Raw genomic sequence first — 15407 nt, forward strand, 5'->3', positions numbered from 1 at the left:
GAGGAGAACCGACGCTCACTGGCGCAGTGCATCGGGCGTATCGACATCCTGCAGCACACCGGCATCCTCGACCGCCAGCCTGACGCAACACTCCGGATGGGCCCTCACGACCGAGCGCGCCCCTTCATCGCCCGTCAATCGTACAAGTGCAGGCCAGAAATCACGCCCGAACACTACCGGATGGCCCTGCTGCCCGGCATGACAAGGCATGACTATCGTTGACCCACTGGCCTCGCGTGCAAGCAAGCCCAGGGTCGCGGGCTCCACCCAGGGCATGTCACCCAGCAGAATCGCCACCGCCTGTGCCTCGCTGTCGACCAGCGAAGCGGCGCCAGCCGCCAGACTATGGCCCAAGCCCTGCGTGAAATCGGCACTGCCGATGACCCGGCACGCCGACGGCAGCCCCAGCTCCTCTCCCCGCTCGCCGTCACGCAACACCACCCGCACGTCATCGAACACCGCGCAGGCCCGCTCGACACTGTGCACCAGCAAGCTGCGACCATCGGCCATCAGCGCCCGCCGCTTGTCAGCACCGAAACGCACGCTGCTGCCAGCCGCCAACACCAGCGCCACCACACTCACAGCGCCGCCCGCCCGATGCCGTTGCGCAGGCGCAGGATATCGGCGAGCACCGCCAGGGCGATTTCGGCCGGGGTCTTGCTGCCCAGGTTGAGGCCGATTGGCGCGTGGATCCGCGCCAGCTCGTCGTAGCCCAGGCCGCCGATGCGGTGCAAGCGTTCGCGACGCTTGTCGGAGGTGGCCTTCGAGCCCATCACGCCGATGTAGAACGCTTCGGTACGCACTGCTTCCATCATGGCCAGGTCATCGATTTTCGGATCATGGGTCAATGCAACCACCGCCGTGTCGGCATGGCAACCGCCATTGGCGATGAACTCCGACGGCAGCTCGCGGCGCACCTCGATGCCGTCCAGCACCACGCCTTCGAGCACCTCATCACGCGGGTCGCAGAGGATGACTTCAAAGCCCATGCCTTTACCGAACTCGGCGCAGAAATGCGCGACGCTGGAGTAGCCAGCCAGCAGCAGGCGCTGGGCAGCGCCGACACGCAAACGCACACGGCCGCTTTCGCGTTCCACACGCGGCCCCTGGCTGTGGTCGTCGACAACGTTGCGCTCACCTTGCGGCAGGCTCACTTCGCGCAACAACCGGCGCTGGCCGCGCAGTGCGCCTTCCAGCTCACGCAAATGAGCCTGCACTGCGCAGTCGGCCGGCAGGTTTTCCACCAGCACCTCGAGCACGCCGCCACAAGGCAGGCGAATGCTCGAATGCGGGTCGCTGCCATCGCCATAGCGCACGATGGCAATCGGCTCGGGGAATTCGCCCCGTGCCACGCGTTCGAGGAAGTCATCTTCGACGCAACCACCCGACAGCGAACCCAGCCACTGGCCGCTGGCGTTGACCGCCAGCAGCGAGCCCGGCGCGCGCGGCGCCGAGCCGTAGGTGGCGAGCACCGTGCACAACCACACCCGCTGGCCATCGCACGACCATTGCAGCGCCTGGCTGATCACCTGGAGATCGAGATGCTGCACGGTTTATTCCGCCTTCAGCTCGACGAGCTGCTGTACGGTCAGGTCGCCGGGCAATCCACCCCAGGCCTGGCGCAGGTAGTTGACCATGTCTGTCACCTGCTGGTCGTCGAGCTTGTCGGCGAAGCCCGGCATTGGCTGCATGCGTTCGAAACCAGTGAACTGTTGCTCACGGATGCCGTCGCGGATGGCCTTGACCAGATTGCGCGAGTCGCCCTGGCGCAGCACCGTGTTACCGCGCATGGCCACCGCGATGTGCGGCTTGCCCTCGCCTTCGACGCCGTGGCAACCGGCGCAGACGTTGAGGTATTGCTGCTGGCCGCGCTTGGCACTATCGCTCATCTGCTCCAGAGCAACCGGCTTGATCGCCTTGGCGGGCGGCGGCTGGTCGCCGAGCAGGTAGGTGGCCATGGCCGCCAGGTCGGCATCTTCCAGGTGCTGGGTGCTGTGGTGCACCACCGGGAACATCTCGTTGAACATGCTGCCCTGGGCACTGATGCCGTGCTTGAGGAAGGTGGTCAGGTCCGGCTGGGTCCAGCCGCGGTCGGCCAGGTCCTGGGCCAGCAGGCTCGGTGCCAGGTAGCCGCCGAGCAGGCCACCGCTCAGGCGCTGGTCCTGTTGCAGTGCACCGATAGGGTTGCGCGGCGTGTGGCACTCGCCACAGTGGCCCATGACCTCGACCATGTACTGCCCGCGCTGCCAGGCCGGGCTTTTGCCCTCGGTCGGCTGCAGCTGCACGCTCTTGCCATAGAGCATGTTCCAGCCGGTCAGCCCCAGGCGCACGTTGAACGGGAAGCTCAACGCCGTCTGCGGTGCCGGGCGGTTGATCGGCGGCACGGTCATCAGGTAGGCGAGGATCGCATCGGAATCCTCGCGCTTGATCAGGTGGTACGAGGTGTAAGGCATCGCCGGGTAGAGGTTGGCGCCGTCCTTGCGCTTGCCCTCGGTGACGGCGGCGAAGAACTCGTCGGCCGTATAGTTGCCGATACCGTACTGCTTGTCCGGGGTGATGTTGCTGCCATAGATGGTGCCGAACGGCGAATGGATCGGCAGGCCACCGGCGAACGGGGCACCGCCTTCGGCCGTGTGGCAGGCCATGCAGTCGGCCGCACGGGCCAGGTATTCACCGCGCTTGACCTGCGACTCATCGGCCGCCTGGGCCAGCGAAACGACGGCAAGGCCCAGGGCCAGCGCGAGAGCGCTACGAACAAAGCCCATGCTCAACCCTCCTTGACCAGGCCGAGGTCATTGAGCACCGTGCGGGTGGCGTCGTAGTAACGCACGTACCCGGTGCAACGGCAGATGTGGTGGCCGAGGCTGGCTTCGATACGGTCTTCCACTTCACTCTTTTTCAATGGCTGGCGCTGGGCGGTTTCCACCAGCACCGTGGCGGCATTGACGAAGCCTGGCGCGCAGTAGCTGCACTGGAAGGCGAACAGGTCGACGAACTTCTGCTGGATCGGGTTCAGCGTCAGGTTGCCGGCCTCGTCCTGCTTGGCATGGCCTTCGATGGTGCGGACCTTCTTGCCCTCGAAGTAATGCGCGCCGGTGATGCAGGTGCGCACTTCTTCGCTGGTGCCGTCGGGGTTGTCGACGATCACCACGCAGGCATGGCAGATGCCCTGGCCGCAGCCCAGGCGCGAACCTGTGAGGTTCTGGTGTTCGTGCAGGTAGTCGATCATCGCCAGGTCATCAGGGACCTCGACCGGGCCGACCGGTTGACCGTTGAGGGTCAGTTGCAGTGGACGGTTAGCCATTGAGGGCCTCCTTGATACGGGCTGGGGTGATGGGGAGATCGCGCACGCGCTTGCCAATGGCATGCGCCACGGCGTTGCCGATGGCACCGACGACCGGGATCATCACCACTTCGGCAATGCCCTTGGACGGGTCGGTCGGTGACAGCGGCGGGAGGATTTCGCTGGTCTGCTTCCACACCGCCACATCGCGTGCGTGCGGCAGGCGGTAGCGGTTGAAGTTCCAGTCGCCCTCCCCGGGCCCGCCCTCGTACAACGGCATTTCTTCGGTCAGTGCATGGCCGATGCCCATGGCGATACCGCCTTCGAGCTGGCCCTTGACCAGTTCCGGCACCAGCACACGGCCGCACTCGACCCAGCTGTGGTGGTTGAGCACCTCAACCTCGTGGGTGCCCTTGTTGACCTTGACCTCGACGATGGTCGCCACCGGGCTGTAGTAGGTGACCATGGCGTTGTTCAGCTGGGTATCCGGGTAGGCGGCGTTCTGCCGGTCGAGCAGGTGGTAGCCATGGCTGCTCATCTGCGCTTTCTTGGCATTCACCGCGCCATCGCCGTACTTCACCGCCACGGCATCGAGCGGCAAGCGCTCGCGCACGCCGTCGATGACGAAGTCGGCCTCGGCCCAGCTCCAGCGGTTGAAACCGTGCACGCTGACGCCCGTGACCAGGCCCATCTGGTGAGCCTTCTGCGCCAACTGGGCGAACGGGATCGGCGCCAGGCCGTTGCCGGTCAGCTCACCGTTGACCCACACCGCGTTCTCGCGGCGCACCACCAGCGGGTTGGCCTGGCCGCCGTGCGGACCCTGGCTCCAGAGGGCCATGGCTGCCGGCCACAGGCCGTGGTTGAACAGCACGCGAGCCGCTTCACGGGTGGCGTGGCTGAAGTAGAACGCCGAGTTGGTCGCCGACGACGGCGAGGCCAGCTTGCCGACCCAGCGCGGGTTGCGCAGTGCGGCGTCCTGCTCGGGCTGGCTGATCAGGTACGGGTTGCCGCTGGTGGTCAGCTGCAATTCCGGCCATTCGGTGACGGCGGTCTTCACCTCGTCGGCCGAGCGGCCGAGGAAATCGCTGACCACCAGCGCCTGGGACGTGGACATGCCAGTGCCCAGCTCGGTGCCGATGTGGCGCAGGCTGATGCGGCCATCCGCGGTGAACCCGACGCTGGCCATCGGCGCCTCGGAGCCGGTGCCGAAGTCCTTCTGGCAGATGGCGAAGCCGACGCCATACCAGTGGTCCGGGTCCTTGGCGTCCATCTGCTGCTTGCGCGCATCGCGGTTACGCCACCAGTCGTGCACGGCGGCTTTGTCGAGGATCTCGTACAAGCGCAGGGCTCCGGCCGGGACCGCACCCTGGGTGTTCTTCATGCCCGACTTCAGGGCGTTGGCGCGGCGCAGGTCGATGGCGTCTACGCCCAGGCGACCGGCGATTTCATCGACCATCATCTCAGTGGCGGCCATGCTCTGCAGGGTGCCGTAACCGCGCATGGAGCCAGCCTCGACGCCGCGCGAGTAGTAGGCGGTCACCGACAGGTCGTTCTGCGGCATGTAGTAGATCGACTGCGCCGCGGTGGCGCCCACCGCAGCCACCGACGGGCTGTAGTTGATGCGCCCGCCGCCGTCGCAGCTCATGTCGGCGCGGAAGATCTTGAAGCTGTTGTCCTTCTTGTCCACGGCCAGCTGGTAGCGGATGTCGAAGGCATGGCGCTTGATGCCGCTCTGGAACTGCTCGTAGCGGTCGTTGGCCAGGCGGATCGGCACACCAGCGCCATACAGGGCCGCCACGGCCGCGTAGAAGACGAAGATGTTGTTGTCTTTCGAGCCGTAGCCCACGGTGTAGCCCGGGTGCATGTTCAGCGTGTTCAGGGCGAAGCGCGAGGGCTTGATCATGTGCACGCATTCCTGCGCCACTTCGAACGGGCACTGGGTGGCGACCACGAAGTGCAGCGTGCCGGTCGCCGGGTCGTACCAGCCGTTGCCGTTGTCCGGCTCCAGTGCGGCAGGCTCGATCGATGGCGTCTTGTAGCGCTCGTCGAACACCAGCCAGTCCTCAGGCGGATTATCCAGCTGTTCAGCCATGCGCTTGGCGTAGAAAAGGCCCTGCTCGGTCAGGTCGCCGTGCTGGTTGGGCTGCTTGGACCACACCGGTTTGCGGTTGAGGATGGTCGGGAACAGCATGGAATTCTTCAGGCTGGAGAATTCATCGTCGTCGAACGGCGTGGCGCCGCCCACCCGCACGAAGCGGAAGCTGCCATAGGGGTCGCGCTGGTACAGCGCGGCCTGGGCTCCGTACTTGATAGCCTTGTCGTTGAACTGCAACTTGCGCTTGGCCTGGCGGAAGCGCTCGAAGTCATGCCAGATCAGGATCGCCACCGGGTGGCCGATGAACATCGGCACCTGGCCGGGCGGCAACAGAGGGTCGGGCGAATGGGCCTCGGGCCAGGCGATACCGTCCTTGGCCAGGTCGGCGGCGGTGACGATACGGTCCGGCTGCAGGTCGGCGCCGAGCAGGCTGAGGTCATGGCCGGCATAGATGCGATCGACCTTGGTTGCCTTGAGCAGCAGCGCGTGGCCTTGCCGGGTCGGCCAGCCAGGCATGTCCTTGGCGCGGATGTCGCGGGCAAAGACCTTGTTGCCGCAGACCTTGGAGAGCGCGTCGTTACGAAAACGCGCCTTGCCGTCATGGTTCATCCACTTTTGCGGCGAGGTGGTGACGCGCTCCTCCATCAGGGCGGCGAACGCCTGGCTGCCGAGCGGCGCCATGGTCACGCCGACACCAGCGATCAGGCCGCCTTGCAAGAAGGCGCGCCGGGAAATATCACGGTTGGACATGCTTGATCCTCTGGGCAGCAGGGGTTCTGCCCAACTTTTCTGATTCTAGTGCGGGGAACTCGGAGGGATGAGAACCTTGTCACGCAAGTCAGGAAAAACTGACTTATGCGTCAACTTTACACCAATGGGAGGGGGATAGGCAAAGTCAAGTTGACAGTATGTCGCGGTGTGTCTGGAGGCTGTGATGGGGCTGAGGGGTGCATGGCTGGAGAGGTGTGGCGCCTATGAGATCGAGCGCCGCGCGGGCGGCGCTCGATCTCATAGGCGCCAATAATGCTGTGGCGAGCACCTTTCGGCCCTGACGCAATTCCAAATGGCCCAAACCGACCATCGCTACGGTTAACCTTGGGTTAATCGACCCCAGCCAGCATGACCACCAACCCGTACTGCCAAGGCGAAGACATGCGCATCCTTCTGCTCTTCCTGACGTTCCTTCTGGCCGGCCCATTGCAGGCCAACCCGTTCGACGCCAAACCCGACTTCCTGCCGGTCAACCAGGCGTTCGTGCTGACTCACGACCGCCAGGCCGATGGCCAGATGCGCCTGTACTTCCAGATCAAGCAGGGTTACTACCTGTACCAGAAGCGCCTGAAGTTCGACGGCTTGCCTGCCGAACAACAGCCGCAACTCCCCCCCGCGCTGAATCACCATGACGAGTTCTTCGGTGACAGTGCGGTGTACCGCGACCAGCTCGAACTGCTGATTCCGGCCAACGCCCAGGGCCAGTTGCGCCTGGGCTGGCAGGGCTGTGCCGATGCCGGCCTGTGCTACCCACCGCAGACCACCGCCATCGACCTGGGCGGCAGCGCGCCGCCGGCCGCCGAACAAGCCAGCGACCAGGCACTGGCCAGCGGCCTGCAAAGCGCCAGCCTGGCCTGGAGCCTGCTGGCATTCTTCGGCCTCGGCCTGCTGCTGGCGTTCACCCCCTGCTCGCTGCCGATGCTGCCGATCCTCGCCGGCCTGGTCCTGGGCAACGGCGCCAGCGCCCGGCGCGGCTGGCTGCTGGCCGGGGTGTATGTGCTGAGCATGGCGCTGGTGTATGCGGCCCTGGGCGTGGTCGCGGCGCTGCTGGGGGCCAGCTTGCAGGCGTGGCTACAGCAACCTTGGCTGCTGGGCAGCCTGGCCGGCTTGTTCATCGTCCTCGCCCTGCCCATGTTCGGAGCCTTCGAGCTGCAACTGCCGGCCGCCCTGCGTGATCGCCTCGACCGCGCCGGCCAGGGCACCCGTGGTGGCAACCTGTACGGCGCAGCGCTGCTGGGCGCCCTCTCCGGCCTGCTGCTCGGCCCCTGCATGACCGCGCCGCTGGCCGGTGCGCTGCTGTTCATCGCGCAAAGCGGCGATGTGCTGCAAGGTGCGCTGGTGCTGTTCAGCCTCGGCCTGGGCATGGGCGTGCCACTGCTGTTGCTGGTGACCCTGGGCAACCGCTACCTGCCGCGCCCAGGGGCGTGGATGAACCGGGTCAAGGGCGTGTTCGGCTTCGTGTTCCTGGCCATGGCCCTCTACACCGTGCGCAGCCTGCTCGCCGCCCCGGTATTGCTGGCACTGAGCGGTGCCTGGCTGATTGCCCTGGGCTGGGCCATGTGGCCAGCCCTGCAGCGCTTGCCGGCGCTGCGTGCGGTACCGCTGCTGGGCGCCTTGTGGGGTGGCCTGCTACTGGTCGGCGCTGCTGCGGGGGGCGACGACCTGTGGCAACCGCTGCGGCCGTTCGCCGGCGGCAGCGCAGCCGCCACCGTACAAAAGGCCGACGAGCACTTCGTCACGGTCAGCAGCCCCGAAGCCCTGCAACGCGAGCTGGACGCCGCCAAGGCCCGCGGCCAGTGGGTCATGGTCGACTACTACGCCGACTGGTGCGTGTCGTGCAAGGTCATGGAGAAACAAGTGTTCAGCCGCCCCGACGTGCAAACCAGCCTGGCCGGCGTGCACCTGCTGCGCCTGGACGTGACCGCCGACTCCGCCGCCAGCCACGCCCTGTTGCAGCGCTACCAGGTGCCCGGCCCGCCCAGCATCATCTGGCTCGGCCCGGAAGGCGAAGAGCGCCGCGCACGGCGCATCACTGGTGAGGTGGATGCCGCCGCGTTCCTGCAACACTGGACCCAGACCCGGAGCCAAGGCTGATGCTGACGGTAACCCTCGGGCCGCTGACCATGGCCCTCAACCACCTGCTGATGCTCGCCGCCCTCGGCGTGGCCTGCCTGGTCGGCTGGTGGGTCGCCCGGCGTGGCGGCGAAAGCCCGGAATCGGCGCTGTTCAACCTGTTCCTGGTCGGCCTGCTGTGCGCCCGCCTGGGTTTCGTGCTGGCCTACTGGCCGATGTACCGCGATGACCTGGTGCAAGTCATCGATATCCGTGACGGCGGCTTCCTGCTCTGGTCGGGCCTGGTCGGCATCGTCCTCGCCACCCTCTGGCAGGGCTGGCGCCAGCCTGGCCTGCGGCGCCCGCTGGGCTGGGCACTGTTCAGCGGTGCGTTGTTCTGGGCCCTGACCAGCCTGGGCAGCCACCTGTACAGCAAGGGCACCGCTCTGCCCGACCTGAGCCTGCGCAACGCCACTGGCCAGTCGGTGGCCCTGCACAGTTACCGGGGCAAGCCGCTGGTGATCAATATCTGGGCCACCTGGTGCCCGCCATGCCGCCGGGAAATGCCAGTGCTGCAACAGGCTCAGGGCGAATACCCGCACGTGACCTTCATCTTCGTCAACCAGGGCGAGACACCGGAAAACGTCACGACCTTCCTCGCCACCACCGGGCTGAGCCTGACCCATGTGCTGTTCGACGGCACTGGCGTGCTGGCTCAGCGGGTCGGTTCGATGGCCCTGCCCACCACCCTGTTCTACGACGCCGACGGCCGCCTGATCGGCAGCCACCTCGGCGAGCTGTCGCGGGCCAGCCTGCGCCATGCCCTGGAACCTTTCGAGCGGGCCAAGGCGCCCGCCCCTGCCGCACAAGGAAACTGACATGCGATTGACTGCCCTGTTGCCCCTGTCCCTGGCCCTGCTGGCCGCCCCGCTGGTGCAGGCCGAAGACCTGCCCAAGGCGATCCAGCAACTGCAAGCCAAAGGCGCCGAGATCAAGGGCAGCTTCGATGCGCCCAACGGCCTGCGCGGCTATGCCGCCGAGTACCAGAACAACGCCTTGGCCCTGTACCTGACCCCGGACGGCAAGCATGTACTGGTCGGCAGCCTGTTCGACGAACAAGGCAAGGACCTCAGCGCCGAGCCCCTGCAAAAGCTGGTGTACGCGCCGATGAGCAAGGAGATCTGGGCGAAGATGGAGAAAACCGCCTGGATCGCCGACGGCAAGGACAGTGCGCCACGCAAGGTGTACCTGTTCAGCGACCCCAACTGCCCGTACTGCAACATGTTCTGGGAGCAGGCACGGCCGTGGGTCGACTCGGGCAAGGTGCAGTTGCGCCATATCATGGTCGGCATCATCCGCGAGGACAGTCCGGGCAAGTCGGCGGCATTGTTGGCAGCCAAGGACCCGGCCAAGGCCCTGCATGAGCACGAAAAAGCAGGCAAGGCGAGCAGCCTGAAGCCGCTGGACAAGGTGCCCGATGCCGTGCAACAGAAGCTGGCAGCGAACATGGCGCTGATGGAAGAGATGGGGCTGCAGGCGACCCCGGCGATTTTCTATCAGGATGAGCAGGGCAACCTGCAGAGCCAGCAAGGGGCACCGCGGCCGGAGTTGCTCGGCAAGATTCTCGGCAAGCGCTGATAGTGGCTTTGCCTGATCTGGCCCCTTCGCGGGCACGCCCGCGAAGAGGCCAGCACAGGCTAGCCAATCAACTTAAAGCCCTTCAAGCTCAGCCATCAGGTCGCTAAGCCGATCAGCCTTCGCCTCATCCACCACGCTCCCCTGCAACCCACGCACGTAATCGGCCAACGCCTCCACCGTGCTGCACTCGAACATCGCCCGCAGCGGCACGTTCAGCTGCAACTGCTTCTGCACCCGCGACGCGATCTGCGTGGCCAGCAGCGAATGCCCGCCCAGTTCGAAGAAGTTGTCATGCACCCCGACCCGCTCGGCCTTGAGTACATCGGCCCAGATGCCGACCAGCAGCGCTTAGCGGTCGAGCTTGCCGTTGGCACCGTGCATACGATGTAAATAAGACGCTAGAGCGATTTTTCAACAAGCGGCGACATTAATAAAAGCGGCCCAAAACATTTTGAAACAATCCATAATAAACCCTACCGCCAAAACATCAAATCAATAGACACAAACAGGGAGAGTTATCCGACATAGAAAAGTAAAATTTCACACAAAGAAAAACATTAGAACCCACAAGAATTAAGCCCACCGCAAAGAAATTCTTAAACACTGATCCGAAGTAGTATTTTTCCGTAAGAACCGCCCTACAACTTCCATTTCAAACCAAACACAATTGGCTGATTTTGTTTACCTAAGCTGCCTTGCCGCCCCATTGACAATTAAAACTCAAACTCCTAAACCTATTCACACCCGCACACGCCGGGTGACAACAAAATTAGGAGACATTATGGAAACTCAATACGGCATCAACATCCTCAAACTTCCTTTCGATACTGACTGCGATATGGACTCTGAATTTTTCGGCGGTTCTGGTAGTGCTGGCGGTTGCGGTGGTAGTGGAGGCTGCGGCGGCGGCGGAGGTTGCAAGGGAGGGAGCGGTGGCTCCGGCGGTTGCGGAGGCAACGCTATTGAGAACGATGACGGCGCAAACTGATATTCCCATGGCCAACTAAGGATTGAGCGTTCCCAGCATGACGCCAAGAACGCTCTCGCATAGCTAAAGGCACGCAAATGAATGCATTGAGAATTTTCAATTACGAGATTTTGAATTTCGATCAAGAGCCCATGGTGTTCTCAAGCACCGGATTTACAAAGATTACAGAGCCCAAAATCATCAGAGCTTTACAAACAATGGGCGCCACGCATGCCAAATATATCAACCTTCATGAGCTTGAACAAATTTTTGAAGCTGAAAGCCTTGAACCCAAGAGCGCATTAAATTTTCTAGAGTCATTGTCGATCTTAGGGAAGAAGGTAGAGCCGCCGCACTTTCAAAAAGTAATTATTTATCATGATCTGGACATTTCAACGCCACTGAAAGATTTTTATGAGAAAAAACACAACAGCACAATAACATTCAAAAAAATTGAGCAATTTGAAGTACTTAACCACAGCATTCCAACGTTGTTCATTTTTGCCTGCCTGAAACTTCGCCCGGACGCAATCAGGAGTCACTATACAAGGATCATGAAAGAAAACCCCGAGCATGGCGCGAGCATCGGCTTTATAAGCAATCACCACTTTCACCTGACAGAAGTACATGTGCCATCCATAGGAAACCCTTGCGCCTTTTGCACCCTTGATCGTGTTACATATTATGAATCCAAACGCGCCAGCCAACATCCATGGAGCAAAGTATGGGCCTTTTGTTGTAGAAACAATTATGACCTCCCTAAAACCGACGTTGACGACCTTCAGACTTCATTAATTCTGGGAACCATTATTTCGTTCACAAACAAATTGACGCTGGCTCCAAAATTCAAGTACACGCAAGATCAGGTACTTTTATCCAAAACTATCGATCTGGATACCGGGGCTACCACTGAAGAAATAAGTACCCACTGGCCATTTTGCCAATGCCTAGGGAAATAAAATGAGCATTAGTCACGATCAATATTCAAAGTTCACCGACGGCAAAGTTCTTGATGAGACACTGGCCTTTCATGCCAAGGGAAATTACACACTTCACAAGTCGACGCAACACCTGAGCACCCTCCATCACATACCTTCAAAAGCGCTGAACATGCTAACCGGCAAAGAGCTCAAACTTAACACACTTACACAGGAGGCCGCGGACCCGAAATTCCGCTTAACAGGGCTACCCTTGACCCATCCGCTCGCAAGAAATGACTCATGCGATCATTTTGGTGAGAGCCACCTGCATTTTGACGCCATTCGTCAACTGCTGGCTCCACTTCTGAGGAAAAATGAATCTGGCTACAAGCGCGGATACCCGAGCGCTGGCGCAATTTTCCCCATCGAAATATTCTGCATCAACCTAAATAACAAAATCGAACAATGGCCAACTGATTGCATGGCACTACATCTACTCCCTGCATCGCAGACATTTGAGATACACAGCGCTGACATCAATATCAATCGACTGACTGAAGCCGTCACACCACTCAACACCGAAATTGGCACGCCTGCGCTGGCGCTCATTTATGTGATCTATTTGCCTAAAGCATTATTCAAATATCGATATAGAGGTTATCGCCACGCGCTCATGGAGGTGGGATCTCTCTACATGCTAACAGACCTACGCTGTAAAGAAATAAATCTGAACAGCAGGCCGTGGTCTGCTTTCACAGACCACCAGATAACCAAACTCTTGAATCTTAACCCCGCTTTATTCCTTCCAACATGTATCCAACTGATAGGCTAAGCCAATGAATATCTTCAACGAGATCCATCATGCCTCGTCCGTAGATTTTGAACTGCTTCGCCCTAGCGCAATTAGACACCTACCTCACAGCGTGGAGTGCGGTAGTCGCTGGCAGACCTATGGTTCCAGTAGCGGTTGGTCTGCGGACGTCACTGCCTGTGCCAGAGGCGAGCACTTCGAGCGTAAGCATTTCTATCTGGACGTCCCGGTCAACGATTCAAACAAACTTTCCGATGGACTGAGTGCCTTCGAACTCAATGAGTTCACAGAAGCTTTCATGCAGACTTCGACTCACGACTCGGGCACCCATATTCATTCACATATCTTTGATCGCACCACCGTGCACAGAGTTAGCGACTTTACTACTTGTAACGTCCCTACCGCGTGTATTTCGATAACAGAATGTAGAAACAAGATTGATAATGATTACTACCCGATGCGAGACACCTGCGGCTGCAGCGCACATGACAACATCGAGAGCGCTATTCTTGGCGCCCTAAAGGAAAGCCTAGAGCGACAGTTTTTATTGCGCTTCTGGCTCACCCTTAAATTCAATAAGCGCTTAAGCTATATTGAAGCAGGCGTACTGCTAAATGGCCGACCTAGCTCAACCCTTTTCCGTGAGCTCTCCAGATCTGGAGACCTTCTTATACTGGACCTCACTGACGGCCGCTTTCCCGGCACCTGCATTCTTCTTTGCTACGGAAATTTGCATGCCGAAGCCAAGGTCCACTTTTGCGCGGGAATGTCATATTCAGATACCGCAAGCAACGCACTTGAAAAAGCGACTTTAGAACTGTGGCAAACTTTCCGCTACATGCAATCCATTGATAGCGAAGACCACCCTAACGGTGAGCCTCAAGACCCATACCTTAAACACTTCCTTGCGTGCAATCACTACGACACTTACCGAGAAATATCCGCAGCCACGCCTTACAACACCAGCGAGATAGTCAAAACCCTTGATACCTCTTTAAACTGCGGCAGTCTTCTGAGCACACTCAGACATCTAGAACTAAATGGCTACATCTATATATCTCAACTACCCTCCACTCAATCTTACATGTATTTTTGCAAATATTTTTCACCCAACCTATTCCTTCATATGAACAACGCACGCCACTTCAATCTTAGCAACAGATATTCGGCAACCTTCCTCAATGACGTCATCGCACACCAACTTACCCGAATGGTGCCTTTCCCATGAACCGACACCTGGTATCAATCATAATCAACACAAGAAAAATCGTGTGCATCGCGCGAATTCTAACCCTAGAGCACCTGAGAGAGCCTACAGCCCTGATCTGGTCGGCAATCGCGCCTTGCCTGCTTTTCTTGCTGACTCAGGGCCATGTGGGAACAACGCCCATCCAAAGTGACACCTACATTCACTCTGCGTCGTGGTTTTTCTCGTACATTTCGGCAAGCGTTGCTTTTTTCGGATTCAGCTTTTATCTGATCGGAAGACGAGAAAGTGGATTCACAAGATCTTTTATCTATCAACGCAGCGCCATCGGGCGCTTCCTGGCAGCGCACTTCCTTAGCTACTCCGCAGTAAGCATGCTCTATGCCGTTGTTTTTTATTTGACTACCAAGCCGCTCTACGGCAACTACGAGATTAGTGAGTTGCTTTACCTGACGGCATGCTTTTACACCAGCTTCCTGTTTTTTTGCTGCCTCGGGCTTGCAGTCGCTGCGCTTCCCATCAAATTCAGCACCTCTAGCACGTTGTTTTCCCTCCTTTCGTACCTCATGCTGCTCTCAGGCTACTTGGGAACACTGCAGGCTCACCCTGTTTCTCAGGGCGTGTTTGCGATGAATCCCCTGCAGTTGAGCAGCAAAATCTTCAACAATGAAATCCCCCTTTCGGCGTCCTTCTGTACAGCGCTCACAGCGCTGCTCACCGGCCTTTACATTACCGGGCGACATTTTAGGACCCAACCTGTCTGGAGCAGATACTCATGAACATACTCAATCTGAAAGATCTGAGCTTCAGCTATGAGAACCTGCCACTGTTCAAAAATGTCACACTCAGTCTTAGAACAGGTGAGGTGATAGGGATTCTAGGCAGCAATGGCGCCGGCAAAACAACACTCTTTGACCTTATTTGTCATATCAAGAAGCCTTCGGGCGGACAGATCCTTAACTCAGCGAGGAGACAAGCCTATCTTACTCAGATCCTGACGCCGCCCCCTTTATTGCGCATGAGTGAAACAGGGGCCCTGATCAAGCATTTGAGCTCAACCGTGCCCCCGTCGCAAAGCGAAATCATGGCGCGTTTGGCCAGGTGGTCACCGGCACTTTACAAACGGTACGATTCAATATCCCAAAAAAAAGTCGCTCGTTGCAGCTACGGCGAGATCCGTAGCTACTTCACGCTGACATTATTACTGCTGCGGAGCGATTTAATCATCCTCGATGAGCCGACTGCAGGTGTTGATGCGGAATTTCGACACTTCATATGGTTTGCAATCAACGCGGCACGTAAAGAAGGCGCAAGCGTGTTGGTTTCGTCTCACTACACCGAAGAGATCGCGGCGAACTGTGACCGTTTCTACCTCCTTGCAAATCAGCGGCTTGATGCGTTTGGCAGCGGTGGGGACTTCATGTCGCGATACAACGCTTCATCGCTCGATGAGGCGTTCATCACTGCTTCCTCCCATGAGGATTAGAGGGCGACCTGCAGAGCCGGCAAGGCGCACCGCGACCCGAGTTGCTCGGGAAGATTCTCGGCAAGCGCTGAAGCTGGGGCTGCTTCGCAGCCCGTTCTCGACGCAAGGCCGCTCCTAAGGAATACGCGATCCCCTGTAGGAGCGGCCTTGCGTCGCGAAAGGGGCGCAAAGCGCCCC

General features: G+C 59.9%; 14 protein-coding genes and 1 pseudogene. 9 read left to right on the forward strand and 6 right to left on the reverse strand.

Annotated elements, in window-relative coordinates; translation table 11 throughout:
• Positions 1-15: 15 nt before the first annotated feature.
• From APH33_RS04950 to APH33_RS04970, 5 genes are read right to left on the reverse strand one after another with little or no spacing between them, the layout of a single operon-like run.
• Complete coding sequence (locus tag APH33_RS04950) at positions 16-582, reverse strand: NTP transferase domain-containing protein (RefSeq protein WP_054884080.1); 567 nt, start codon at positions 580-582, stop codon at positions 16-18.
• Positions 579-1550, reverse strand: a complete 972-nt coding sequence (locus APH33_RS04955; RefSeq protein WP_054884081.1) for an XdhC family protein — start codon at positions 1548-1550, stop codon at positions 579-581. Before APH33_RS04955 ends, APH33_RS04950 begins: the two co-directional genes overlap by 4 nt.
• Positions 1551-1553: 3 nt before the next feature.
• Positions 1554-2765: a cytochrome c gene (locus APH33_RS04960; protein WP_054884082.1), complete on the reverse strand. Its 1212-nt coding sequence runs from the start codon at positions 2763-2765 to the stop codon at positions 1554-1556.
• A 2-nt stretch (positions 2766-2767) separates the two neighbouring features.
• On the reverse strand, positions 2768-3304 hold the full coding sequence (locus APH33_RS04965) for a (2Fe-2S)-binding protein (protein ID WP_013973477.1): 537 nt from the start codon (positions 3302-3304) through the stop codon (positions 2768-2770).
• Entirely contained in the window at positions 3297-6128 is a 2832-nt protein-coding gene (locus APH33_RS04970) for a xanthine dehydrogenase family protein molybdopterin-binding subunit (protein ID WP_054884083.1), read from the reverse strand. Before APH33_RS04970 ends, APH33_RS04965 begins: the two co-directional genes overlap by 8 nt.
• Before the next feature lie 402 nt (positions 6129-6530).
• On the opposite strand from APH33_RS04970, the gene dsbD reads away from it, so the two are divergent.
• The 3 genes from dsbD to dsbG are packed head-to-tail and all read left to right on the forward strand — an operon-like array spanning position 6531 to position 9839.
• Positions 6531-8243, forward strand: coding sequence for a protein-disulfide reductase DsbD (gene dsbD / locus APH33_RS04975; protein ID WP_054884194.1), 1713 nt, complete (start codon positions 6531-6533; stop codon positions 8241-8243).
• Positions 8243-9079 carry a TlpA family protein disulfide reductase gene (locus tag APH33_RS04980; protein WP_054884084.1) on the forward strand — a complete coding sequence of 279 codons (837 nt, stop codon included), beginning with the start codon at positions 8243-8245 and terminating at the stop codon, positions 9077-9079. Before dsbD ends, APH33_RS04980 begins: the two co-directional genes overlap by 1 nt.
• A 1-nt stretch (position 9080) precedes the next feature.
• Positions 9081-9839, forward strand: a complete 759-nt coding sequence (gene dsbG, locus APH33_RS04985) for a thiol:disulfide interchange protein DsbG (protein ID WP_054884085.1) — start codon at positions 9081-9083, stop codon at positions 9837-9839.
• A gap of 72 nt (positions 9840-9911) precedes the next feature.
• Here the strand turns inward: dsbG and APH33_RS04990 are convergent.
• Positions 9912-10184 (reverse strand): annotated as a pseudogene (locus tag APH33_RS04990) (phosphopantetheine-binding protein); the annotation flags it as partial.
• A 436-nt stretch (positions 10185-10620) separates the two neighbouring features.
• On the opposite strand from APH33_RS04990, the gene APH33_RS27155 reads away from it, so the two are divergent.
• The 6 genes from APH33_RS27155 (at position 10621) to APH33_RS05010 (ending at position 15230) form a co-directional block, all read left to right on the forward strand.
• Positions 10621-10827 carry a hypothetical protein gene (locus APH33_RS27155; protein WP_156351892.1) on the forward strand — a complete coding sequence of 69 codons (207 nt, stop codon included), beginning with the start codon at positions 10621-10623 and terminating at the stop codon, positions 10825-10827.
• Positions 10828-10904: 77 nt separating this feature from the next.
• A complete protein-coding gene (locus APH33_RS04995; RefSeq protein WP_054884087.1) occupies positions 10905-11765 on the forward strand; it encodes an McbB family protein in 861 nt (286 codons plus the stop codon).
• 1 nt (position 11766) lies between these two features.
• Positions 11767-12558 (forward strand): SagB/ThcOx family dehydrogenase, encoded by a 792-nt coding sequence (locus APH33_RS05000; protein WP_054884088.1) that lies wholly within the window; start codon positions 11767-11769, stop codon positions 12556-12558.
• 4 nt (positions 12559-12562) lie between these two features.
• The gene (locus tag APH33_RS26345) at positions 12563-13765 is read left to right on the forward strand and encodes a YcaO-like family protein (RefSeq protein WP_082433452.1); all 1203 of its coding nucleotides are present in this window, start codon (positions 12563-12565) and stop codon (positions 13763-13765) included.
• Positions 13762-14523: a hypothetical protein gene (locus APH33_RS05005; RefSeq protein ID WP_054884089.1), complete on the forward strand. Its 762-nt coding sequence runs from the start codon at positions 13762-13764 to the stop codon at positions 14521-14523. The genes APH33_RS26345 and APH33_RS05005 overlap by 4 nt, the downstream gene beginning before the upstream one ends.
• Positions 14520-15230 (forward strand): ATP-binding cassette domain-containing protein, encoded by a 711-nt coding sequence (locus APH33_RS05010; protein ID WP_054884090.1) that lies wholly within the window; start codon positions 14520-14522, stop codon positions 15228-15230. The genes APH33_RS05005 and APH33_RS05010 overlap by 4 nt, the downstream gene beginning before the upstream one ends.
• The last annotated feature ends 177 nt before the right edge of the window (positions 15231-15407 follow it).

Origin of the sequence: Pseudomonas sp. NBRC 111130 (assembly GCF_001320485.1) — a bacterium.
GTDB lineage: Bacteria > Pseudomonadota > Gammaproteobacteria > Pseudomonadales > Pseudomonadaceae > Aquipseudomonas > Aquipseudomonas vlassakiae.